General features: G+C 34.8%; 21 protein-coding genes. 13 read left to right on the top strand and 8 right to left on the bottom strand.

Annotation, left to right across the window (positions count from 1 at the left end):
• The first annotated feature begins 48 nt into the window (after window positions 1-48).
• Window positions 49-729, top strand: coding sequence for a lysoplasmalogenase (locus tag ACTT1L_RS15525; protein ID WP_071742187.1), 681 nt, complete (start codon window positions 49-51; stop codon window positions 727-729).
• Between the two features lie 53 nt (window positions 730-782).
• On the opposite strand, the gene ACTT1L_RS15520 is transcribed toward ACTT1L_RS15525, so the two are convergent.
• Entirely contained in the window at window positions 783-1,067 is a 285-nt protein-coding gene (locus ACTT1L_RS15520) for a hypothetical protein (protein ID WP_071742188.1), read from the bottom strand.
• Between the two features lie 182 nt (window positions 1,068-1,249).
• Between ACTT1L_RS15520 and lepB the strand changes: the two genes are divergently transcribed.
• Window positions 1,250-1,786 (top strand): signal peptidase I, encoded by a 537-nt coding sequence (gene lepB, locus ACTT1L_RS15515; RefSeq protein ID WP_071742189.1) that lies wholly within the window; start codon window positions 1,250-1,252, stop codon window positions 1,784-1,786.
• A 143-nt stretch (window positions 1,787-1,929) separates the two neighbouring features.
• On the opposite strand, the gene ACTT1L_RS15510 is transcribed toward lepB, so the two are convergent.
• On the bottom strand, window positions 1,930-4,692 hold the full coding sequence (locus ACTT1L_RS15510; RefSeq protein WP_071742190.1) for a tetratricopeptide repeat protein: 2,763 nt from the start codon (window positions 4,690-4,692) through the stop codon (window positions 1,930-1,932).
• A 462-nt stretch (window positions 4,693-5,154) separates the two neighbouring features.
• Between ACTT1L_RS15510 and ACTT1L_RS15505 the strand changes: the two genes are divergently transcribed.
• The gene (locus ACTT1L_RS15505; protein WP_000434860.1) at window positions 5,155-5,751 is read left to right on the top strand and encodes a DedA family protein; all 597 of its coding nucleotides are present in this window, start codon (window positions 5,155-5,157) and stop codon (window positions 5,749-5,751) included.
• 8 nt (window positions 5,752-5,759) lie between these two features.
• On the opposite strand, the gene ACTT1L_RS15500 is transcribed toward ACTT1L_RS15505, so the two are convergent.
• The 3 genes from ACTT1L_RS15500 to ACTT1L_RS15490 form a co-directional block, all read right to left on the bottom strand.
• Window positions 5,760-6,188, bottom strand: coding sequence for an EamA family transporter (locus ACTT1L_RS15500; protein WP_076856227.1), 429 nt, complete (start codon window positions 6,186-6,188; stop codon window positions 5,760-5,762).
• 145 nt (window positions 6,189-6,333) lie between these two features.
• Window positions 6,334-6,480: a BH0509 family protein gene (locus tag ACTT1L_RS15495; RefSeq protein WP_000817786.1), complete on the bottom strand. Its 147-nt coding sequence runs from the start codon at window positions 6,478-6,480 to the stop codon at window positions 6,334-6,336.
• A 154-nt stretch (window positions 6,481-6,634) separates the two neighbouring features.
• Window positions 6,635-7,051 carry a pyridoxamine 5'-phosphate oxidase family protein gene (locus ACTT1L_RS15490; protein WP_000550219.1) on the bottom strand — a complete coding sequence of 139 codons (417 nt, stop codon included), beginning with the start codon at window positions 7,049-7,051 and terminating at the stop codon, window positions 6,635-6,637.
• 178 nt (window positions 7,052-7,229) lie between these two features.
• Here ACTT1L_RS15490 and cax point away from each other — a divergent pair, with 178 nt between their 5' ends.
• Together cax and ACTT1L_RS15480 are read left to right on the top strand one after the other, a co-directional pair.
• Window positions 7,230-8,285 (top strand): calcium/proton exchanger, encoded by a 1,056-nt coding sequence (gene cax / locus ACTT1L_RS15485; protein ID WP_000482144.1) that lies wholly within the window; start codon window positions 7,230-7,232, stop codon window positions 8,283-8,285.
• An 81-nt stretch (window positions 8,286-8,366) separates the two neighbouring features.
• The gene (locus ACTT1L_RS15480; RefSeq protein WP_001992424.1) at window positions 8,367-9,164 is read left to right on the top strand and encodes a YfkD famly protein; all 798 of its coding nucleotides are present in this window, start codon (window positions 8,367-8,369) and stop codon (window positions 9,162-9,164) included.
• 34 nt (window positions 9,165-9,198) lie between these two features.
• On the opposite strand, the gene yfkAB is transcribed toward ACTT1L_RS15480, so the two are convergent.
• Window positions 9,199-10,326 carry a radical SAM/CxCxxxxC motif protein YfkAB gene (yfkAB, locus tag ACTT1L_RS15475; protein ID WP_071742192.1) on the bottom strand — a complete coding sequence of 376 codons (1,128 nt, stop codon included), beginning with the start codon at window positions 10,324-10,326 and terminating at the stop codon, window positions 9,199-9,201.
• Between the two features lie 213 nt (window positions 10,327-10,539).
• Here yfkAB and ACTT1L_RS15470 point away from each other — a divergent pair, with 213 nt between their 5' ends.
• From ACTT1L_RS15470 to truA, 6 genes are all read left to right on the top strand, one after another.
• Window positions 10,540-10,722 carry an SE1561 family protein gene (locus ACTT1L_RS15470; RefSeq protein WP_000513558.1) on the top strand — a complete coding sequence of 61 codons (183 nt, stop codon included), beginning with the start codon at window positions 10,540-10,542 and terminating at the stop codon, window positions 10,720-10,722.
• Window positions 10,723-10,928: 206 nt separating this feature from the next.
• Window positions 10,929-12,449, top strand: a complete 1,521-nt coding sequence (gene fumA / locus ACTT1L_RS15465; RefSeq protein WP_000413517.1) for a class I fumarate hydratase — start codon at window positions 10,929-10,931, stop codon at window positions 12,447-12,449.
• A 126-nt stretch (window positions 12,450-12,575) separates the two neighbouring features.
• Entirely contained in the window at window positions 12,576-13,358 is a 783-nt protein-coding gene (gene pdaA / locus ACTT1L_RS15460; protein WP_000681213.1) for a delta-lactam-biosynthetic de-N-acetylase, read from the top strand.
• A 59-nt stretch (window positions 13,359-13,417) separates the two neighbouring features.
• The gene (locus ACTT1L_RS15455; RefSeq protein WP_071742194.1) at window positions 13,418-14,281 is read left to right on the top strand and encodes a DNA-3-methyladenine glycosylase family protein; all 864 of its coding nucleotides are present in this window, start codon (window positions 13,418-13,420) and stop codon (window positions 14,279-14,281) included.
• A gap of 10 nt (window positions 14,282-14,291) precedes the next feature.
• Window positions 14,292-15,671 (top strand): 23S rRNA (uracil(1939)-C(5))-methyltransferase RlmD, encoded by a 1,380-nt coding sequence (gene rlmD / locus ACTT1L_RS15450; RefSeq protein ID WP_000615223.1) that lies wholly within the window; start codon window positions 14,292-14,294, stop codon window positions 15,669-15,671.
• Between the two features lie 56 nt (window positions 15,672-15,727).
• On the top strand, window positions 15,728-16,465 hold the full coding sequence (gene truA, locus ACTT1L_RS15445; RefSeq protein ID WP_001067307.1) for a tRNA pseudouridine(38-40) synthase TruA: 738 nt from the start codon (window positions 15,728-15,730) through the stop codon (window positions 16,463-16,465).
• A gap of 53 nt (window positions 16,466-16,518) precedes the next feature.
• Here the strand turns inward: truA and ACTT1L_RS15440 are convergent, their stop codons facing one another.
• Together ACTT1L_RS15440 and ACTT1L_RS15435 are read right to left on the bottom strand one after the other, a co-directional pair.
• Window positions 16,519-16,716 carry a hypothetical protein gene (locus ACTT1L_RS15440; protein ID WP_000063856.1) on the bottom strand — a complete coding sequence of 66 codons (198 nt, stop codon included), beginning with the start codon at window positions 16,714-16,716 and terminating at the stop codon, window positions 16,519-16,521.
• 149 nt (window positions 16,717-16,865) lie between these two features.
• The gene (locus ACTT1L_RS15435) at window positions 16,866-18,269 is read right to left on the bottom strand and encodes a sigma-54 interaction domain-containing protein (RefSeq protein WP_071742195.1); all 1,404 of its coding nucleotides are present in this window, start codon (window positions 18,267-18,269) and stop codon (window positions 16,866-16,868) included.
• Window positions 18,270-18,543: 274 nt separating this feature from the next.
• Between ACTT1L_RS15435 and ACTT1L_RS15430 the strand changes: the two genes are divergently transcribed.
• Both ACTT1L_RS15430 and ACTT1L_RS15425 read left to right on the top strand, forming a co-directional pair.
• Window positions 18,544-18,798, top strand: coding sequence for a biotin/lipoyl-containing protein (locus tag ACTT1L_RS15430; RefSeq protein ID WP_000859487.1), 255 nt, complete (start codon window positions 18,544-18,546; stop codon window positions 18,796-18,798).
• 98 nt (window positions 18,799-18,896) lie between these two features.
• A complete protein-coding gene (locus ACTT1L_RS15425) occupies window positions 18,897-20,318 on the top strand; it encodes an amino acid permease (RefSeq protein WP_071742196.1) in 1,422 nt (473 codons plus the stop codon).
• Window positions 20,319-20,323 lie beyond the last annotated feature (5 nt).

The following is a 20,323-nucleotide window of genomic DNA, read 5'->3' as shown; positions in this document are numbered from 1 at the left end:
AGGTGTCACGAAAAAAGATACAAAAGTATTTATTGAGGAGAACATATTATGAATCTACTTTACATGGTGTTAATTGCACAAATCATTCTTTTTTTTATTGGTGCAATTTATGCAATAGGACAGACAAAAAAGAAAAGAAATAATATGCCGTTACCTTTAGCGGTGCGTCTTATTCTTAGTTTTTCTTTAACAGCAAGTGCAATTTGGATATGGTTACAAGATCCATCAGTAGATTATAGTACGTGGGTTGCACTAGGGATGACTTTATCAACTGTAGGAGATTTATTTATGGCAGGTTTGATTCCAATTGGTCACAGATTAATTGGAGGCATGATTACTTTCGCTCTTGCTCATTGTTTTTATGTAAAAGCATTTTTGCAAACAGGTATTTCATGGAATGGTTTTTGGATTGGTTTACTCGTATACGGACTCTTTCTCATTATAGGATGGTTCTTCTTTATTCGAAATGATAAACAAGATAAATTGTTTACGATAGGAGCGCTAATTTACGGATTGTGGGTTGGAGGAATGGCTTGCTTTGCATTCGCCTTATACTATGAGAATACAGGAATATGGTGGATACCAGCTTTTGGTGGTTTATTATTTGTGATTTCTGATTTTATTATTGGTGTGACAGATATTGGAGGACGCAAATTAAAGTATGAACCACTTTGGATTTGGCTTACATATGTAGCGGCTCAAATGTGTATTGTATATGTGGGAATATAAAAAGATACTCTTCGAATAGTGGATAGACTATTTGAAGAGTATCTTTTTTGTTACTATGCTACAATGTTTTTTTGTTGTAGAGCAGAAAGGCTGTATTCATCTGCTGCTTTATAACCTTGGGATAATAAATCATTGATGTAAAGCTTGTTGTAAATAAAGCAGAAGACTAAGTTAGAGAATCCGAATGTAAACATGCTAGCGATTAAAATAATTAAAAACCATTTCCAGTCTCCACGGAATATAGCAGGGAAGAAACCAAAGAAAAATACAGTCCAACTAAAACCAATTTTTGCTTGCTTAATTTGACCGGTATTTTCATTTTTAAGCATAACTTTCATAGAAAAAATCCTCCTAAGTACATAAAATAGAATAAATGCAAGCTATAGTATATCAGAATAATACATTCTTGAATATTTTTATTTTTAAATTTGTAATATTATGATTATATAATTCAGAATTTTATAGAAATTTATTAGTTGAAGTACTTATAATAAAAGTAAAAAGATGATGAGATGGTGGAATGATGCAAAAGAAAAAACGTTGGCGCGAATTCTTTGGAACAATTGCAATTGCTTGTTTGCTCGTGTTTTTGGCGAAAATTTTCGTATTTTTTCCTACGACTGTAAAAGGGGCATCCATGAAGCCAACGTTACAAGATGGGGATAAGGTGATTGTGAATAAGTTGGCAAAGAAATTTGAAAGTTATGGGAGAGAAGATATTATTGTTGTAAAGACAGATAATTTTTATGTGAAAAGGGTTATTGGTTTGCCTGGCGATGTTATTGAGGTGAGAAATGATCAATTATATGTGAATCATGAAGTGATAGAGGAAGCGTATTTGTATAGTAATAAAAAACAAGCTGAAAAAAAACTTATGAATTTAACGGAGGACTTTGGACCAATTACAGTTCCTAAAAACAAGATTTTTGTTATGGGAGATAATCGCTTAATAAGCAGAGATAGTAGAAATGGTTTAGGACTCATTGATAAAGCTGATGTATTAGGAGAATTAGCGGCAATTTATTATCCATTTGAACATATGAAAATAATGAATTAAAGTAAAAAACCAAGCAAATTTCAGTTTGCTTGGTTTTTTATCCCGCTTTAATGGGCAGTAAGACCCCCACCTCAAAATTCAGCGAAAGCAAGGAAGTTAGGTGGGGGATGAAGACCCACCACTGATTAAAGTTTCACTTTATGTTAAATCGTAGGAGACTCATTAAATTCATAGACGTCTTCATTGTTTTTGTGCGTACTTAAAACGAATTTGTGTTGCAATAGTTGCAGTTTAAAGAATGCTAACGGATCGTGATAAGTTTCTGGGTTGCTTCTTAACGTTGCTAATGTTTGCTCGTCTTCCTGTATTTCAAGTTGAGCGGCTTCTACATTTTGTTTCAGTATGCTAAGTGGATCTTTAAAGAACATCATGATATCTCGTTCTAATGCGCCTTCAAATACTTCAAATTGAAGGAAGAATTGTTTTGAAATCGTTTGAGCAATTTCCGTATAGTCTTCCGTTTCAATATATTGTTTATATTTGTTTGCAAGCATAGATTGATTTTTTTGCATGTTACCAAATAGTTTTCCTGCACTCTTTAAGAAAAATTGTGTCGGTGTAAAACGTAATAAAATATTGATATTCGATACTGTAATTCTATTGGTCATGCGTACAACATCTCGATGCCAATCATCTAGTAATTTGAAATCGCAAGGAAGTTTCATTCGTTCTTCTTTATATAATTTATTAAACGTTTCACTCATTTCATCTAAATAAGATTGAGCTTGAATAAATTCATTATGTGCTGTTTCAATCCACTCTTGAATAAACCCAGTAAATTTAGGGAGAAGCACTTGCTGTACATGTTTTTGAATTCGTTCGTTCATCGCAGTATTTAATTCTTCATGAACTAATTTGAAATCACTATCTTCTTGAACAAGGTCAGAGCAGCTCTGTAATAATTCAGGAATTTGAGAATGGATATCTCTTGTGATTTCTTCTTTCGTTAAAAGATAAGATTCTGTAATAGAACGAATTTTATCTTTTTCAAGAGCAGTAAGATTGTTAATAAATCCGTTTAGTTTTACTGAGATATGTTTATTCCAGCGTACTGATTTGACTAATGTATTTTCTAATTCCACACGTTCATTTACAAGGTATGCGATTGTCTTTTGAGTAAACCATATTAGTTTTTCGATACGTTCTTGTTCTATATCGCGTTCTGCTAGATTAGAAAGAATAGACTCTGTCACGTCCCCAAGTTGTTGGCTCCCCTCTTGTGAAGGAGAGTATGGGAAGAACTGCGCATTTGGGAAATGGACTTTCATTTTACTCATTAGTTTTTCATTCGTATCCGCACTATTTGTATGTAATACGAAATGAATTTGTAAGTTTGGTACTTGTTCACGTAAATAAAGTAATGTATCAAGTTCTTCACCATGTAACGATGAAGCAGAATTTAATACGTAAATAAGGCTATCTGCGGCTTGTAAGTATTCAAAATATGAGCTGTTTTTATCCACTTGTCCTCGAACAGATGGTGTAACAAGAAATGCAAATTTATTCTTTCTCAAAAATCTACTTGGTAATTTAATTTCTATACATTTGTTCTCAAGTTCTGATTGTTCAGGTGTAGCCATTATTTGATGGAATTCATCAAAGTTCGGTATATTGTGCACATCTAACGCAGTGAATTCTGTTATTTCAGTTTGGCTATCATCTTTAAATAGAATAGGAGTTGTTATAGTTTCAGTTAAGATGTTCTCTCCTAATATTGAATTGACGAATGATAATTTATCATAGTCACTAGTTCCCGAAATTAGTAATTTTGTAACATTTAAATCACATAGTTCATGAACGAGTAACGTAAATTGATGACTTAAATCTACATCATTTTTTTCAGCCCATACAGCAATTGTTTCGAATAAATGAGAAACAGTTTCCATATTCACATTTGTTTCAGCTGTTGAATTAGAGAGTAGGGCTCCCGCACTTTTTACGAGTAATGACTCTAAAGTTGTAGGTGAAACTTCATTCCACGCTAACACTGCAGCAGAGACGAATAGGGCGTCTTTTGCTCTCGTTAAACTAAACCAATTTGTTAATAAGTCAGGTACAAGTCCTTGCATTTCATGCATGAAATGTTCACCAGTAATTAATTCAAAGTACGTATCTTGATAGCGTTCAACAATTTCATGCCAATCGTCATTGTTGTCTGTCTCAATATGTAAGAATAAATGATTGATTGTTTGAATCCAAGGTAGATGTGATTTTTCATGTTGATAGCTGTTCCAAAGAGCAATAACAAGTTCCTTAAATTGGACTTGATCAATTGCATATAAAGCTTTTAAAGATTCATAGAAATATTCTGGTTTGATTTGTTTCGTAAATCCTTGATTCACATAATTAATTAAAGTATCGAACCAGTGTAATGATTTTGTTCGAATTCCTTCTTGAACGGCAAGTTCGATGGCGTTATTCCAATCTTCTTGTTTTTCATAGAATGAACGAGCAATTGAAGTAATATTTGGATAGTCAGGTTGAAATGCAACAGCCTCACTAATCGTCTTAAATGCTAGACCTAAACGATCTTGTTCGATATAAAGAGAAAGAAGTTGTAAGGAAACTTCCATTGTAAGAGTTGTATCTTCCGTTTGGATAGATTGATATATTTCTTCTGCCTTTGGTAAGAATCCTAGTTCAAAATAAGCATCTGCAATATTCTTGGTTGCCCAAAGTGCAAGCTCATTATTTACTTTCTCCCATTTAAATATTGCTGCTTCAAAGTCTTTATTTTGGTAATACAATTCACCTTGAGCAAAGCGAATATTAGAAATGTTGGAGAATTCATTTGTAGATTCATTTATATATGCTTCACCGAGTACTTCTGATACTGGAGTAGAAGTTTTTTCTGTTAAAAATGTTTTATAGTAAACCTTTTGGATAAATTGATTTTCAATGGTCATGTTCGTTCCCCCTGTATAATTTAGAAAAATGATGTTGTATGTAAAGGGTGCATGTTCTTTTAATAGGTAGAAGTTGCATTATATCGACCAAACTATGTTTTTGCTAGGTATATCATTTTTCCTGAGAGTTAAACCGTTGCGAAAAGTAACTTTCCTTTATTGTAACAAAAAAACAAGCATATGAATTTTTATTTTTTAATCATGGTATTTGTGGGTAGTAAGATTAGTCCTTCAAGAGGAGATGGATATAAGGAAAGAAGGCGGGAGTCTAGCACGTGATTGATGTGTACTAAGAATGAGCGAGGTCACTGATTAATAGTTCAATTTCTGTCTGCTAAAGGAATGGATAGAAGTAGAGTTCATTATAAAAACAATGTATAGTGAATATGTATACCATGTTTGTCTGAAAGATAGAAAGGGCACAATGTGGAATAACGATCGTGCATAGGATGTGTCTTCCGAATGGAACAACATATTGGCGAGTTAATCGCACATTATGGGTATTTTGGAATTATTATAGCTTTAGCTGGCGGGATTGTTGGATTACCGATACCAGACGAGTTTTTATTGACCTTCGTTGGTTATAACGTTTCAAAAGGAGTTATGTCAGGAACTGCTGCTTTTTTAAGTGGGATGGCTGGTGCGATGTTAGGCATTACATTAAGCTACATATTAGGTTTAAAACTTGGGCTCCCTGTTTTAAAAAAATATGGACCGAAAATTAGAATTAAGGAACATCACATTGAAAAAACACATATTTTATTTGAAAAATATGGCCCATTTCTTTTAATGATTGGTTACTTTATCCCAGGAGTACGTCATTTAACAGCATATTTTGCTGGGATGTCGAATTTAACACTTTGGCGTTTTTGTTTGTACGCTTACGGTGGTGCGTTTATTTGGATCAGTGTTTTTATTGGACTTGGTTGGAAGTTAGGAGAGAAGTGGCGTTTCGTTGAGTATAGTTTGCATCATTATGGAATATGGATTTTATCCATTTCAGTAGTTGTTACAGGTGTCGTATGGTTTTACATAAAGAAAAAGAAAAACCGCGAGTAGCGGTTTTTTTAGCTGAAAGCGATAAATAGTACACCAGTTGTAATAAAGACTACACCAATGCCAGTCATAAAGTTTAACTTTTCACCGAGTATAATCATCGCGAGAATGATAGAAAATACGACGCTTAATTTATCGACAGGAGCCACTTGTGAAACTTTCCCTGTTTTGAGGGCAAGAAAATAAAATAGCCATGACGAAGCACCTGCAATTCCGCTTAATGTGATAAAGAGCAGTGCTTTTTTATTTAGAAGTACGTCGCCAATATTTTGAAATTTACCTTGTATAATAATAACGCCTACCATAAATAATGCCATGATAATAGAACGAACCGTCGTAGCAACATTGGCATCGATTCCATCTAAACCAATCTTACCGAAAATAGATACAAGGGCAGCAGCAATTGCTGATAATAGTGCGAACAAGAGCCATGAACTCATAGTAAAATTCCTCCAATCTTACATTATTATACATGAAAACCATTCTCATGTATAAAGTGAATGAGGTTTTACCGCCTCGCAACGAGCTGGATAGATAACATAATAATCCCCACCTTATATTTTTCATAAGGTGGGGATTATTATACTACTCTGCAATTTCTTCATATAAAAAATACGTTACATTATAAATATGTTCTACTTCATCGTCTGTCATAAATAATAATTCGTCACGCTCAATCCCTTTTTTCTTTTCGATAAACTCAATCATGTTTTTGCGTTCTTCTCTTTTCATCAATTTTATTTCTCCTCTCAATCTGTTTTAATACAGTTTATTTAAGTTACTGCTATTATATAACAGAATCTTTGGAAAGTTCCACCTATTTTATTGTTTTTTTCAGAAGAACTTTTCGACAAAACAAGCCCACCTAAAGAGGGCTTGTTTTATTTTATAGTCGTAAAAACTCGGGCTCCGTCGTACCGGCACCATCGATGTAATAAATTGTATCGGGATTGATTTTAATTAGTACATAATTAGGGTCTTCAGGACCGAGTAACCAACGTTTTAAGCTATTATTCCAAAACTTGTTTTTTAATGTTGAGTCTTCCTCGATGGAGGCTAAGCCTTCCACTTCAATATAATCTTCATCTAATTTTTTTCCTTCACGACCAAGTAGTACATGTACATTTGGATTGTTTTCGATATCTGTTATCTTTTTTGATTGTCGATCTGTTGCAACATACAGTACAAAATCTTCATGGAAAAACATCATAAAGGCGCTATGAGGTTTCTCGTTTCGTACTGTAGATAATACACCAGTACGTTGACCTTGAATAATAGTTGCGATTTTTTCTTTTAAGTGCATATTTTTTACCTCTTTTCTTAACTTACATTTTCTTTATTTAAACAAGATGATTTAAACATCTTTCATACTGTTTTCTTCAATTCAATTTTTTAAACGCAATTGTGATGAAATCGGACAAGTTAGGAGAAGAATAATAATAATATCGAGGAGAAATACATACGATGGAAGGATGAAAAGCATGTTTAATAAAATATTTCTTATAGTGGCTCTTATAGGTGTACCACTGTCTGTACTTGGGAAAACACTTCATTGGCCTCAAACAATTATGTTTGCTGTGTATTGTATTACGATTATCGCATTAGCGGGTTTTATGGGGAGAGCGACAGAAAGTTTGGCAATTGTATCTGGTCCTAGAATAGGTGGATTATTAAATGCTACTTTCGGTAACGCTGTTGAACTAATCATTTCGATTTTTGCACTTCAGGCAGGATTAATTGAAGTTGTGTTAGCTTCTTTAACAGGTTCTGTACTTGGAAATTTATTATTAGTAGGAGGGCTATCCTTCTTTGTGGGAGGGCTTAAATATAAAAGACAAAGTTTTAATGTATATGATGCAAGGCATAATTCGGCTTTATTAATCTTTGCTGTAGTAGTAGCATTTGTTATTCCAGAGATTTTTTCAATGAAGATGGACGCTGGAAAGACGTATCAGTTAAGTATAGGTGTCTCGATTATTATGATTATTATGTACCTTGCTGCATTGCTATTTAAGTTAGTGACGCACCGTGGTGTATATCAGCATAAAAGTGATGAAGTCGCTCATGAGGAAGAACCAGAGTGGTCGAAAGGGAAAGCATTACTCATTTTAGCGATAGCAACAATTGCGGTAGCTTATGTGTCAGAGGCGCTCGTGCATACATTTGAGACAGTTGCAAAATCATTTGGTTGGTCAGAATTGTTTATAGGTGTTATTATCGTTGCGATTGTTGGAAATGCAGCAGAACATGCATCTGCAATTATTATGGCGTATAAAAATAAAGTAAATATTGCAGTTGAGATTGCGATAGGTTCTACATTACAAATTGCCATGTTTGTTGCTCCTGTATTAGTACTGCTTTCTATGTTTTTCACGCAAAGGATGCCTTTAGTATTTACAATACCAGAACTTGTTTCTATGATTACAGCTGTTTTCTTAACGATTGCGATTTCAAATGATGGAGATACAAACTGGTTTGAAGGCGGTACTTTATTAGCTGCGTATGTCATTATGGGAATTGGTTTTTATTTATTATGAAAAATAGGCATAACAATTGTGCTCAGAGAAAACAATAAACGAAGTAGTATATATACCTTTATGTAGGAAGGAGCCAGACAGGTGAAACGAGTATACAGCATATGTCTTTCAACTATGGTCTCGTTTATTTTATTATTTCCTAACAGTGGCTTTGCAAAGACAACAGTAGAAACAAAAATGCCTTCATCTGTTTTAAATATTTCTAAAGACAATACGTTTCCAAATGATGCGCAAGATTTACCGCGTTTACAGCCGAGTAAGTTTGCTCAAGAATTATTAAAAACAGCAAATATTAAAATTGAAAATCCGGACTTAATTCGAATGTTTAATGAAACAACAATTTCGAATGCGCCGCTTGCGGTAGGGTACCGAGCAAAGATTTATTTAGGGCAATGGGCTTTACATTATGAATCGATTGATACATCGGTTAATTGGGAATATAAACAAGTAAATCGCAATGTGTACGATAATCGCGGAGGAGATCGCCTATATCCACTACGCTATAAGCAAGAAACACAAAAGACGGTTGAAGGTGATTTAACAGCAGATATGAAAGATGCTGCAGATGTGAAAAAAATGATGCTTCTCAAAGCACTTGAAAAAGTACAATTGCCACTTTCATTTAAAACGACTATTGGTTATGGTACAGGGCATGAGCGTGTGTATAATATTAGTCCGAGTCAACTTGGATATTTATATGCTTATACACCAGCAGTAAATGAAAAAGGAAAAGTAACATTTGGAGAAGTATATCTCGTATTAAAAGGAAATCAAAAAAGGCTTGTTGTAAAAAATATTACTTCTCAAGGAATTGGAGCCGCTATCCCAATTCATGATCATTTATATTTTAAATTCATTTCTTCTTCTCATTCGCAATAAGATAAAAAACGTCAGCTTATAAGCTGACGTTTTTTTATAATGTAATATTTGCTGTTTTTGATAAGAAATTTTCGGTTGGATAGTAGCTGTTTTTTACAAGAACATTCGGTCCAAGACATTTTACTGCTGGACAGTGACAGCTTAATGATTTTGCTGTTTTTGAAGCGCTCCATTTTTCATACGCTTCTTGTAACGTATTTGTTTGAATGTTACCTAGAAGTGGAACATCACCAAAGTCCGTTACAATAATATTTCCATCAAAAATATTTACATTTAAACGAGAACGGCCATCTGGATCGTTACGAACAGTTACATTTTTGCTCTTTTGTAATTTTTTAAATGTGGCAATGTCTCGCTCATCATCGCTACAAGCATAGAAAGGTAAAGTTCCAAATAACATCCATACATTTTCATCGCGAATTTCTAGTAAATGCTCAATTGCATCACGAATTTCAGCTTTTGTTAAAATCTCTAGATTACTCGCGAAGTCACTTGGATACATTGGGTGAACCTCATGACGTTTACATCCCATTTCATCAACGATTTGACGATGAATATGCTCAATGTGTGGTAGAGTTCGTTTATTCAACATCGTTTCGGCTGATACGAGTACACCTGCATCTGATAGAGCTTTACTATTTGTGATCATACGTTCAAATAATTTTGCACGCTGTTCATACGTAGGTTTACGCTCCATCATTGCAAATCCGCCTTCAACGAAGTCGTCAATTGTTCCCCAGTTATGAGATATATGCAATACGTCTAAATAGGGAATAATTTGTTCGTAACGTGCTAAATCTATAGTTAAGTTTGAGTTGATTTGAGTGCGAACACCTCGTTCGTGGGCGTATTTTAAGAGTGGTGTTACATAGTTGTCGACGGATTTTTTTGAAAGCATAGGTTCTCCGCCAGTAATACTTAAAGAACGTAAATGAGGAATCTCATCTAATCGTTTTAATAAAAGATCCATCGGAAGCGGATTCGGGTCTTTCGGCTGTAACGTGTAACCAACAGCGCAATGCTCACAGCGCATATTGCATAACGTCGTTGTTGTAAACTCAACATTTGTTAATAGTAGTTTGCCGTACTCTTCAAGGTCCATATACGCTTCCCATGGATCGTAAGAAGGAGTAATCGGCTTCATTTTTTGTGATATCGTCATATGAAATACTCCTTTGACTATTGAAATAACAATTTGTCCATCCTCTATAATAGAAGAATATGTGCTTTTTATAAAGCGAAACTTTTTAGAGGAAAAAGAGAGAGGGCTTACATTATAGTGAATAACCGTGACAAAATTGATGAAATTACATACCCATTGTAATCATTTTTGCGGTATAATAAAAGCAACTCGAATTAAAAGGAGAGTGCCTTCATGGGAAAAGCAATTCAAGATAAAGATACACAATTAGTATATTTAAAAGAACGTTTAAATATGTTCATTGAAGTAATTGATACAATTGAACCTGAAGAAGTAGAATTAGAAGATGTAGATCGTCTTCTTGCAATGCTAGATGAATTAGAATTAAAATGTGAGCAATTTAAAAAAGACGAATAATATATTAAAAAGGCTGCCAATTCCAATTTGGTAGCCTTTTTCTGTGCGGATAATAGAAGGACGATAGAAAAAGAGGTATAATCAAGTTGTGAAAAATTTCATGTATGCTTGAATAGCGTGAAACAAATAAAAAGCTGCAGAGCATAATAGTGGAAATTTCAGCTCATAACGTTTTGGTAGCGTTCACAATTGAGGGGGAAGTAACAATGGAAAAGCTTCAAGAAAGCATGTATCAACTAATTGTTGAAACGTCAACGAACTTACCGAAAGATGTTCGTCGTGCGATTCAACAAGCGAAAGAGCGAGAAAATGCAGGGACTCGTTCTGCGATGGCACTTGGCACAATTACAAATAATATTAAAATGGCTGATGATAACATCTCGCCAATTTGCCAAGATACAGGGATGCCAACGTTTAAAATTTATACACCAGTTGGTGTGAATCAATTAAAGTTGAAGGAAGCTATCTATAATGCGCTTGAGCGGGCGACAAAAGATGGTAAACTTCGTCCAAATTCTGTTGATTCTCTTTTTGGAGACAATAGTGGAAATAATTTAGGACCAGGTACACCGGTTATTAAGTTTGAACAATGGGAAAAAGATTATATTGATGCACGTTTAATCCTAAAGGGGGGTGGCTGTGAGAATAAAAATATTCAGTATAGCTTACCGTGTGAACTAGAAGGACTTGGACGAGCTGGCCGTGATTTAGAAGGGATTCGTAAATGCCTTCTTCATGCGGTATATCAAGCACAAGGTCAAGGATGTAGTGCAGGTGTAATTGGTGTTGGTATCGGGGGAGACCGCACATCAGGTTACGAATTAGCAAAAAATCAATTATTCCGTACATTAGATGATGTCAATCCAATCCCAGAATTACAACAACTTGAAGAATATGTATTAGAAAATGCGAATAAGCTTGGCATTGGTACGATGGGATTTGGCGGAGAAACAACTTTACTTGGCTGTAAAATTGGCGTGTATAACCGTCTGCCAGCTAGTTTCTACGTATCTGTGGCGTATAATTGCTGGGCATACCGTCGCCTTGGTGTAACAATCCATCCTGAAACAGGTGAAATTATGGATTGGTTATATCAAGAAGGTGAAGATACACTGGAGCAAGAAGTACAAGAAAAAACGGAGCAGCGTGAAATTGTATTACAAGCGCCAATTACAGAAGAGCAAATTCGTGAACTTCGCGTTGGTGATGTTGTAACAATTAATGGCATGATGTATACAGGTCGTGACGCAATTCATAAGCATTTAATGGATAACGATTGTCCAGTAGATTTAAATGGACAAATTATTTACCACTGTGGTCCAGTTGTTGTGAAAGATGAAAATGACAATTGGCAAATTAAAGCGGCAGGTCCAACGACAAGTATTCGTGAAGAACCGTACCAAGGTGATATTATGAAGAAATTCGGTATTAGAGCTGTCATTGGAAAAGGCGGCATGGGTGCGAAAACATTAGCAGCTTTAGAAGAACACGGTGGTGTATATTTAAACGCAATCGGTGGTGCAGCGCAATATTATGCTGAATGTATTAAAGAAGTGAAAGATGTTGATTTCTTACAATTTGGTATTCCAGAGGCAATGTGGCATTTACGTATCGATGGATTTAAAGCAGTTGTAACGATGGATTCTCACGGTAATAGCTTACATGCAGATGTTGATAAAACATCACTTGAAAAATTAGCTAGCTTTAAAGAGCCAGTATTTAAGTAAACAAAAATGCATCTCGAACGATTCGAGATGCATTTTTTTGGTATATATAGAAAAACATGTTCAGCATGAAAGAATGCGTAGCAACAGAAACTACGAGTACGATTATATATGGAAAGGAGACTATTTATGAAACATAAATGGTTATATATCGGTCTCATTTTTTCAATTATGATGGCACTTGTTCCAGTTTCGGCACTAGCTTATACAAATACTCCACATAACTGGGGAATCCCGCGCCCTAAAAATGAAACAGTACCAGATGCAGGAAAGTTATATACAGATTTGCTACAAAAAAATGGTGGTTTTTATTTAGGGGATACGAAGAAAAAGGATATTTATTTAACATTTGATAATGGATATGAGAATGGATACACAGGAAAAATCTTAGACGTATTAAAAGAGAAAAAAGTACCAGCAACTTTCTTTGTAACGGGGCATTATATTAAAACACAAAAAGATTTATTGTTAAGAATGAAGAATGAAGGACACATTATTGGAAACCATTCGTGGAGCCATCCTGATTTCACAGCGGTAAATGATGAGAAACTTCGTCAAGAATTAACGAGTGTAACGGAAGAAATTAAAAAAGTAACCGGGCAAAAAGAAGTGAAATATGTACGTCCCCCGCGCGGCGTATTTAGTGAAAGAACGTTAGCTCTTACGAAAGAAATGGGCTACTATAATGTATTTTGGTCACTTGCATTTTTGGATTGGAAAGTGGATGAGCAAAGAGGATGGCAATATGCGCATAATAATGTTATGACGATGATTCATCCAGGATCTATTTTATTACTTCATGCAATATCAAAAGATAATGCAGAAGCACTTGCGAAAATCATTGATGATTTGCGCGAGAAAGGGTATCATTTTAAAAGTCTAGATGACTTAGTAAAAAGCAATCAACCGTAAGCATGTATGCTTGCGGTTTTCTCATGCTATAATGATGTGTAAAAAGGATGGGGAAACGTATGTGGAGCGAACATGTTACGTTAGAGTATCCGTATCATTTTGAAGAAGTATTAAAACGTTTATCTTTTGATCCTCTTAACGTCATTCAATTAGATGAGAAAGTTATTTATGTCCCGCTTTGTATAGACGAGGAACAGATTGTTGTTCGCCTGCAAGGGATTGGTACTGTTCAAAATCCACAGTTTTGGATTTCTAGTCAGACAGGAGATCCAGAGAAAGTTATGAAACGAATGAGGGCCATTTTTCATTGGAATGAACCGTTTCATGATATACAAAATCATTTTTTAAACACATCATTACGTCCACTATTTGAAACATATGCTTATACTCCAATTATTTTAGAATTTGATTATTTTGCTTGTCTTCTTCGCTGTATCATTCATCAACAAATAAATTTGAAATTTGCTACTGTGTTAACAGAACAGTTTGTGAAACGATATGGAACAGAAAAGAACGGTGTATTCTTTTTCCCCACTCCAGAAATAGTAGCAAATATTTCAATAGAGGAATTGAGAGAGCAGAAGTTTAGTCAGCGAAAGGCTGAATATATAGTAGGATTAGGTCGAAGTATTGCCAGCGGTACATTAAATTTAGCGAGTATAGAAACCAAGGCGGAAGAAGAGATTTCAGCACAATTGTTACCAATTAGGGGGATTGGTACATGGACAGTGCAAAATTTTTTAATGTTTGGGCTTGGACGGAAAAACATGTTTCCGAAAGCGGATATTGGGATTCAGCGTGCAGTACAAGGTGTATTTCAATTAGATGATAAGCCTGATGATGCATTTTTAGAAAAAGTGAAACAAGAGTGTGAACCATACTGCAGTTATGCAGCGTTATATTTATGGAAAAGTATAGAGTAGAGGTGTAATAATGATACAAAAGCAACATGAGAGTAAGTTGGAAGTTGGTCAAACGTTCCCTGTGACAATTAAACGTCTTGGGATTAACGGAGAAGGCGTTGGTTATTTTAAGAGACAAGTTGTTTTCATTCCAGGGGCATTACCAGGAGAAGAAGTTGTTGCAGAAACAACGAAAATTCAGCGTGGCTTCGCTGAAGCGAAAGTGAAAAAAGTTCGTAAAGCTTCACCACATCGTGTGAAAGCACCATGTCCGGTATATGAAGAGTGTGGCGGTTGCCAATTGCAACATTTAGACTATAAAGAACAATTAAATCAAAAGCGTGATATCGTTGTACAAGCATTCCAGAAGTATATGAACAACGGTTTGGAAGAGAAAATTCGTCCGACGCTTGGCATGGAAAATCCATGGCATTATCGTAATAAGAGTCAACTACAAGTGGGGCGTAAAGACGAAAAGGTTATTACAGGACTGTATAAACAAAATTCACATCAGCTAATTGATATTGCTCATTGTATGATTCAACATAAAGCAACGAATGAAGCGACAAAAGTTGTAAGACGTATTTTAGAAAAATTAAATGTTTCTATTTACAATGAGAAAAAACAAAAAGGTTTAGTACGTACAATTGTGACACGTACTGCAGTTCAAACAGGGGAAGTACAAGTTACACTTATTACAACAAAAGAAGAGTTGCCAAATAAAGAACAATTTATTGCAGAAGTACAAAAACAGATGCCAGCTGTTAAATCAATTATGCAAAATGTAAACTGGCGTAAAACATCTGTTATTTTCGGTGATAAAACATTTAAATTAGCTGGAAAAGAAGTAATTCAAGAAACACTTGGTGATTTATCATTTGAATTATCAGCACGTGCATTCTTCCAGTTGAATCCAGAACAAACGGTTGTTTTATACAATGAAGCGAAAAAAGCCGCTGCTTTAACTGGCAATGAGAAAATTGTAGATGCGTATTGTGGTGTTGGTACAATCGGACTTTGGCTTGCAAATGATGCAGCGGAAGTACGTGGTATGGATGTAATTCCAGAAGCAATTGCAGACGCAAGAAAAAATGCGAAGCGTCACGGATTTACAAATACGAAATATGAAGCAGGTAAAGCTGAACAATGGCTACCGAAATGGGTAAAAGAAGGATGGCGTCCAGATGTAATTGTTGTCGATCCACCTCGTACAGGTTGCGATGATAAATTACTGGAAACAATTTTAAAAGTGAAGCCGAAACAAGTTGTTTACGTATCTTGTAACCCTTCTTCATTAGCACGTGATGTACAAGCGTTAATGAAGAGCTATGAAGTGGAATATGTACAACCAGTTGATATGTTCCCGCATACAGCTCATGTAGAAAATGTAGTGAAGCTTGTTAGAAAGTAAAGTGTATTTATATTCCCTCACGATATGAGGGAATATTTTCTATGAAGGAGAATAAAATGAACAATTATAAATTAACGATTCAGTACGATGGTGCACGTTTTAAAGGATGGCAACGTCTCGGTAATAACGATAATACGATTCAAGGAAAAATCGAAAGTGTCATTTCCGAAATGGTCGGAAAAGAAATTGAAATTATCGGTTGTAGTAGAACAGACGCTGGTGTACATGCTTTGAATCAAGTTGCTAACTTTCAAAGTGATGAGAAGCTAGTGGAACATAAAGTAAAAAAATATTTAAATCAATATTTGCCAAATGATATTAGCATTACAAATGTGGAAGAAGTACATGATCGATTCCATGCTCGTTACAATTCTAAAGCAAAAACATATCTGTATAAAATTTGGAATGAAGAGCATACGAACCCATTTATGCGTAAATACAGCATGCATGTGAATAAAAAATTAAATGTGAAAAGCATGAAAGAAGCTGCGAAACATTTAGTTGGTTCACATGACTTTACTGCTTTTTCAAATGCAAAATCAAAGAAAAAGTCTATGGTGCGGGAAGTATATACACTTGATGTGATGGAAGAGGCAGGATTTGTACAAATTAGAGTAAGTGGTAACGGATTCCTTCATAACATGGTACGAAAAATTGTTGGAGCATTAATTGAAGTTGGATTAGGACAATTAGATGCAGAGGCGATTCCACACATTTTAGAGGCGAAACAACGCAATCAAATTAATTGTCTTGCTGAGGCAAGTGGTTTGTATTTGGAGAATGTTGAGTTTTAATAATCAGTAAAAAAATCGAGCTGTGTAGGCTCGATTTTTTTTATGCTTTAGCGTTAAGAAGATCTTTCTTTCTTCATACGTATCTTCAAATTCCAAAAAGCAGCAAGCATAATAGCTGCAAAAGAGCCGCTAAGTGTTGCTAGTAGCTTTGCATAAGGATAGGCATTTATATCAACTAGTAACATCATACATACAATGGTAGGGAAGAAGGCTAAGTATTGTAATAATTTTAATTTTTTATCATTACTCATATATATCGTTCCTTTCGAGTATGTTATATGTTCATTATAGCATATTTTACCAACTGTTTATTTGTACATTAAAGCAGATTTATGCTGCATGAACAAGCAATAAAAGTCGAATTGGTGAGGGCTAGTAATCCACTCATCCAAGCTTCATTTCATATGTGTAAATGCAGTTTTTTAATTCGATATTGTAAGTTTTGTCTACTTAATCCTAAAAACTTTGCAGCTTGTGAGATATTACCGTGATATTCTTTTAGAATTTGATTGATGTAGTTCTTTTCCATTGCTTCTATTGTGTGTTTTAATGTTTTAGGTGTATCAGTATCGTTATTAGTTAGGAAAGGTTGCGTATTGAATTCTTTTTTTATTCGTTCGCGAAAGCGAGTGGGAAGATGAAACGCTGTAATAATATTTTCATCTTCAACCAAGTTCATTGAACCTTCAATGATATGTTCCAATTCTCGTACATTTCCGGGCCAATCATATGCATACAAGAATTCTCTTACATGTACATCTATATCTGTTACGCTAAGTTCAAATTGAATGTTGTACTTTTCGATAAAGTGCTGGATAAGAGCGGGAATATCTTCTTTTCGTTCGCGTAACGGCGGGAGGCATAAAGTAACGACGCTTAATCGGTAATATAAGTCTTCCCGTAATCGATTGTGTGTAATAGCTTCAAGAGGGTCTTCATTAATAGTTGCTATAATGCGAACATCAATTTCTTTTTCTTGTGTGCCTCCGACTCTTCGTATTGTTTTTTCTTGTATAGCCCGCAGTAACTTCGCTTGAAGTGCTGGACTTAACGAATTGATCTCATCTAATAACAAAGTTCCTCCGTTCGCTTCTTCAAATAAACCGGCTTTATCGATAGCTCCTGTAAATGCACCTCGGTTCGTACCAAATAATAAACTTTCCATTAACGTATCAGGTATAGCGGCACAGTTTTGTGAAATAAATGGTTTGCCTGAACGCTGGCTTTCATTATGGATACTTTGTGCAAATAGTTCTTTCCCAGTGCCTGTCTCTCCTACGAGAAGTATAGAGGAGGATGTACGAATTACCCTTTTTCCTTCCGCAATGATTGATTGAATGGCTTCAGAATCACCAATTATGTGATCAAAGGTAAACTTATTATTTTGTTTTCGGGAAAGGTTTGTTTTCATTGTTTGTTTAGAATTACTAATCTCTTTTGAAATTTCAATAGCGCCTTTAATTTTTCCATTTTCTATTATAGGGAAAGTATTGTTAATCGTCGTAATTTCTTGCCCTTTATTGTTAAAATAAGTTTGTTTTATATTTTTGTTTGTTTTTCCTAATTTTAATGCTTCTATAAGAGTACTATTTTTATTTTCCTCAAATGCGAATACTTCTAAAGGACTTTTATATAGCACATCTGAGCGCTCCATTGATTCAATTTCCATCATTTTACGGTTATAGATAATCGTTTTACCTTCCTCATTAATAATATGAATCCCGATATCGAGTTCATTGAGCAAAGTTTCATATAGCATATTCATTTCAATGATCTGTTTCAAATTAATTTCTTCTGTACGCATAGATTATCTTCTCCTCATTTCACCCTATGAAGACTGACTTTTTATAATTTTATTAAAATTCTTATAAAACCGCAAAATTTTTTTGCGATTTTCCTTTTAAAACTTTTTACACGGTAGAAAAAATTTGCGGTTATGAAGATTTTTTTGTGAGGAACCCTCATTTTAAATAGGAATTTAAGATTGGTACGCATTTTGCATAAAGAATAGTTGAAATCTCTAAAGGAGGGATATGCAACGTTTCAGTACCAATTAATAAGAAGGAGGAGTGTATAAAGTGAAGACGGTTATAGAAGGCGTGTATAGTCCTTGTTACGGGAAAGTTGAGAAGTTATTTGTTATGGAAAGTTCTTACGTATACGAATGGGAGAAATTAGCGTTAATTGAAACAATAGATAAACAGAAAGTAGAAATTAAGGTAGGAATCAGTGGGTATATCGAGTCATTAGAAGTAGTAGAAGGACAAGCTATCGCTGATCAAAAGTTATTAATAACAGTGAGGGATGATCTTTTAATAACAGGTAGTGATTAATACTATGTATTTTGCTCTTTTCAATAATTATTTTTCGTATAAAAAAAATAAAAACGCTTACATGAAATGGGTTTCCAAAGGGAAAAGGGGGGATTTGTATGATGGATCAAAACCAAGGATTAAAAAGGGAATTGAAAAGCAGACACATATTTATGATTGCACTTGGAGGAGTTATTGGTACCGGACTTTTTTTAGGATCGGGGTATACAATTCATGAAGCTGGACCTGGAGGAGCGATTGTAGCTTATCTTGTTGGAGGATTTGTTATGTATTTAACGATGCTCTGTCTCGGAGAATTAGCTGTTGCGATGCCTGACGCAGGATCTTATCAAACGTATGCTACAAAGCATATTTCCCCTGCAGCGGGTTATGTAGTCGGATGGATGTCGTGGCTAAACTGGTCGGCTACAATAGGTATTGAACTAATTGCAGTTAGTATTTTAATGAAACGCTGGTTTCCTGATGTACCGTCTTGGGTTTGGTGCGTAGTGTTTGCGGTACTACTTTTTGCTATTAACGCGTTATCTTCAAGAAGTTTTGCAGAAGTTGAATTTTGGTTTGCAAGTATTAAAGTCATTACAATCATTGCATTTATTATTTTGGGCGGGGCAGCGATGTTTGGTTTTCTAGATATGAAAGGAAATGAACCAGCACCAATGTTCTCTAGTTTTACTGATTATGGTGGATTGTTTCCAAATGGATTATCCGCTATTTTAATTACGATGATTGCTGTTAACTTTTCCTTCCAAGGAACAGAACTAGTCGGTATTGCAGCAGGTGAGAGTGAAAATCCAGAGAAAACAATTCCGAAGGCAATTAATAATACAGTTTGGCGTATACTCGTGTTCTTTGTATTATCTATTTTTATTCTTGCAGGATTATTCCCTTGGCAACAGGCGGGAGTAATAGAAAGTCCATTTGTAGTTGTATTTGATAAAATTGGTATTCCTTATGCAGCCGATATTATCAATTTCGTTATTATTACAGCGGTTCTATCCGTTGCGAATTCAGGATTATATGCAACTTCTCGTATGCTATGGTCTATGTCTAATCAAGGAATGATTAGTCCGATTTTTGGTAAGTTATCTAAAAATGGTGTTCCTATTTATGCATTGATTGTAAGTACAATTGTAGGTTGCCTTTCATTACTATCAGGTATTTATGCGGAAGATACAGTTTATTTATGGCTACTTTCTATTGCCGGGTTCGGAGCGATATTAGTTTGGGCATCTATTGCTTTATCTAACTTATTAGCTAGAAGGTCATATATAAAGCAGGGCGGATATGTGAAAGACTTGAAATTTAAAACACCACTGTATCCATTCGTACCACTGCTTGCATTAGTATTAAATGTAACAGTAATTGTTGGTATGGCCTTTATTCCAGAACAAAGAATGGCGTTATATTGTGGAATTCCATTTATGATTGTTTGCTTACTGTTTTACCGTGCGACAAGAAATAAGGCACATAAAGTAGAACATATTGAAAAGACAGATACAACAGAAGTAGAAAGTTTATAATATTG

This window comes from Bacillus sp. FH (assembly GCF_052216825.1).
Lineage (GTDB): Bacteria > Bacillota > Bacilli > Bacillales > Bacillaceae_G > Bacillus_A > Bacillus_A paranthracis.
The sequence above is the reverse complement of the archived record's forward strand: the minus strand, read 5'-3'. Positions and strand labels throughout refer to the sequence as shown.

What these genes read in the sequence shown, in the direction of transcription:
- yfkAB (WP_071742192.1), bottom strand. Translation starts at nt 10,326, where the DNA reads ATGACGATATCACAAAAAATGAAGCCGATTACTCCTTCTTACGATCCA.
- ACTT1L_RS15440 (WP_000063856.1), bottom strand. Translation starts at nt 16,716, where the DNA reads ATGAGTAATGATAAAAAATTAAAATTATTACAATACTTAGCCTTCTTC.
- ACTT1L_RS15435 (WP_071742195.1), bottom strand. Translation starts at nt 18,269, where the DNA reads ATGCGTACAGAAGAAATTAATTTGAAACAGATCATTGAAATGAATATG.
- ACTT1L_RS15510 (WP_071742190.1), bottom strand. Translation starts at nt 4,692, where the DNA reads ATGACCATTGAAAATCAATTTATCCAAAAGGTTTACTATAAAACATTT.
- pdaA (WP_000681213.1), top strand. Translation starts at nt 12,576, where the DNA reads ATGAAACATAAATGGTTATATATCGGTCTCATTTTTTCAATTATGATG.
- ACTT1L_RS15490 (WP_000550219.1), bottom strand. Translation starts at nt 7,051, where the DNA reads ATGCACTTAAAAGAAAAAATCGCAACTATTATTCAAGGTCAACGTACT.
- ACTT1L_RS15455 (WP_071742194.1), top strand. Translation starts at nt 13,418, where the DNA reads ATGTGGAGCGAACATGTTACGTTAGAGTATCCGTATCATTTTGAAGAA.
- ACTT1L_RS15495 (WP_000817786.1), bottom strand. Translation starts at nt 6,480, where the DNA reads ATGAAAAGAGAAGAACGCAAAAACATGATTGAGTTTATCGAAAAGAAA.
- lepB (WP_071742189.1), top strand. Translation starts at nt 1,250, where the DNA reads ATGATGCAAAAGAAAAAACGTTGGCGCGAATTCTTTGGAACAATTGCA.
- ACTT1L_RS15525 (WP_071742187.1), top strand. Translation starts at nt 49, where the DNA reads ATGAATCTACTTTACATGGTGTTAATTGCACAAATCATTCTTTTTTTT.
- fumA (WP_000413517.1), top strand. Translation starts at nt 10,929, where the DNA reads ATGGAAAAGCTTCAAGAAAGCATGTATCAACTAATTGTTGAAACGTCA.
- ACTT1L_RS15500 (WP_076856227.1), bottom strand. Translation starts at nt 6,188, where the DNA reads ATGAGTTCATGGCTCTTGTTCGCACTATTATCAGCAATTGCTGCTGCC.
- cax (WP_000482144.1), top strand. Translation starts at nt 7,230, where the DNA reads ATGTTTAATAAAATATTTCTTATAGTGGCTCTTATAGGTGTACCACTG.
- ACTT1L_RS15470 (WP_000513558.1), top strand. Translation starts at nt 10,540, where the DNA reads ATGGGAAAAGCAATTCAAGATAAAGATACACAATTAGTATATTTAAAA.
- rlmD (WP_000615223.1), top strand. Translation starts at nt 14,292, where the DNA reads ATGATACAAAAGCAACATGAGAGTAAGTTGGAAGTTGGTCAAACGTTC.
- truA (WP_001067307.1), top strand. Translation starts at nt 15,728, where the DNA reads ATGAACAATTATAAATTAACGATTCAGTACGATGGTGCACGTTTTAAA.
- ACTT1L_RS15520 (WP_071742188.1), bottom strand. Translation starts at nt 1,067, where the DNA reads ATGAAAGTTATGCTTAAAAATGAAAATACCGGTCAAATTAAGCAAGCA.
- ACTT1L_RS15425 (WP_071742196.1), top strand. Translation starts at nt 18,897, where the DNA reads ATGATGGATCAAAACCAAGGATTAAAAAGGGAATTGAAAAGCAGACAC.
- ACTT1L_RS15505 (WP_000434860.1), top strand. Translation starts at nt 5,155, where the DNA reads ATGGAACAACATATTGGCGAGTTAATCGCACATTATGGGTATTTTGGA.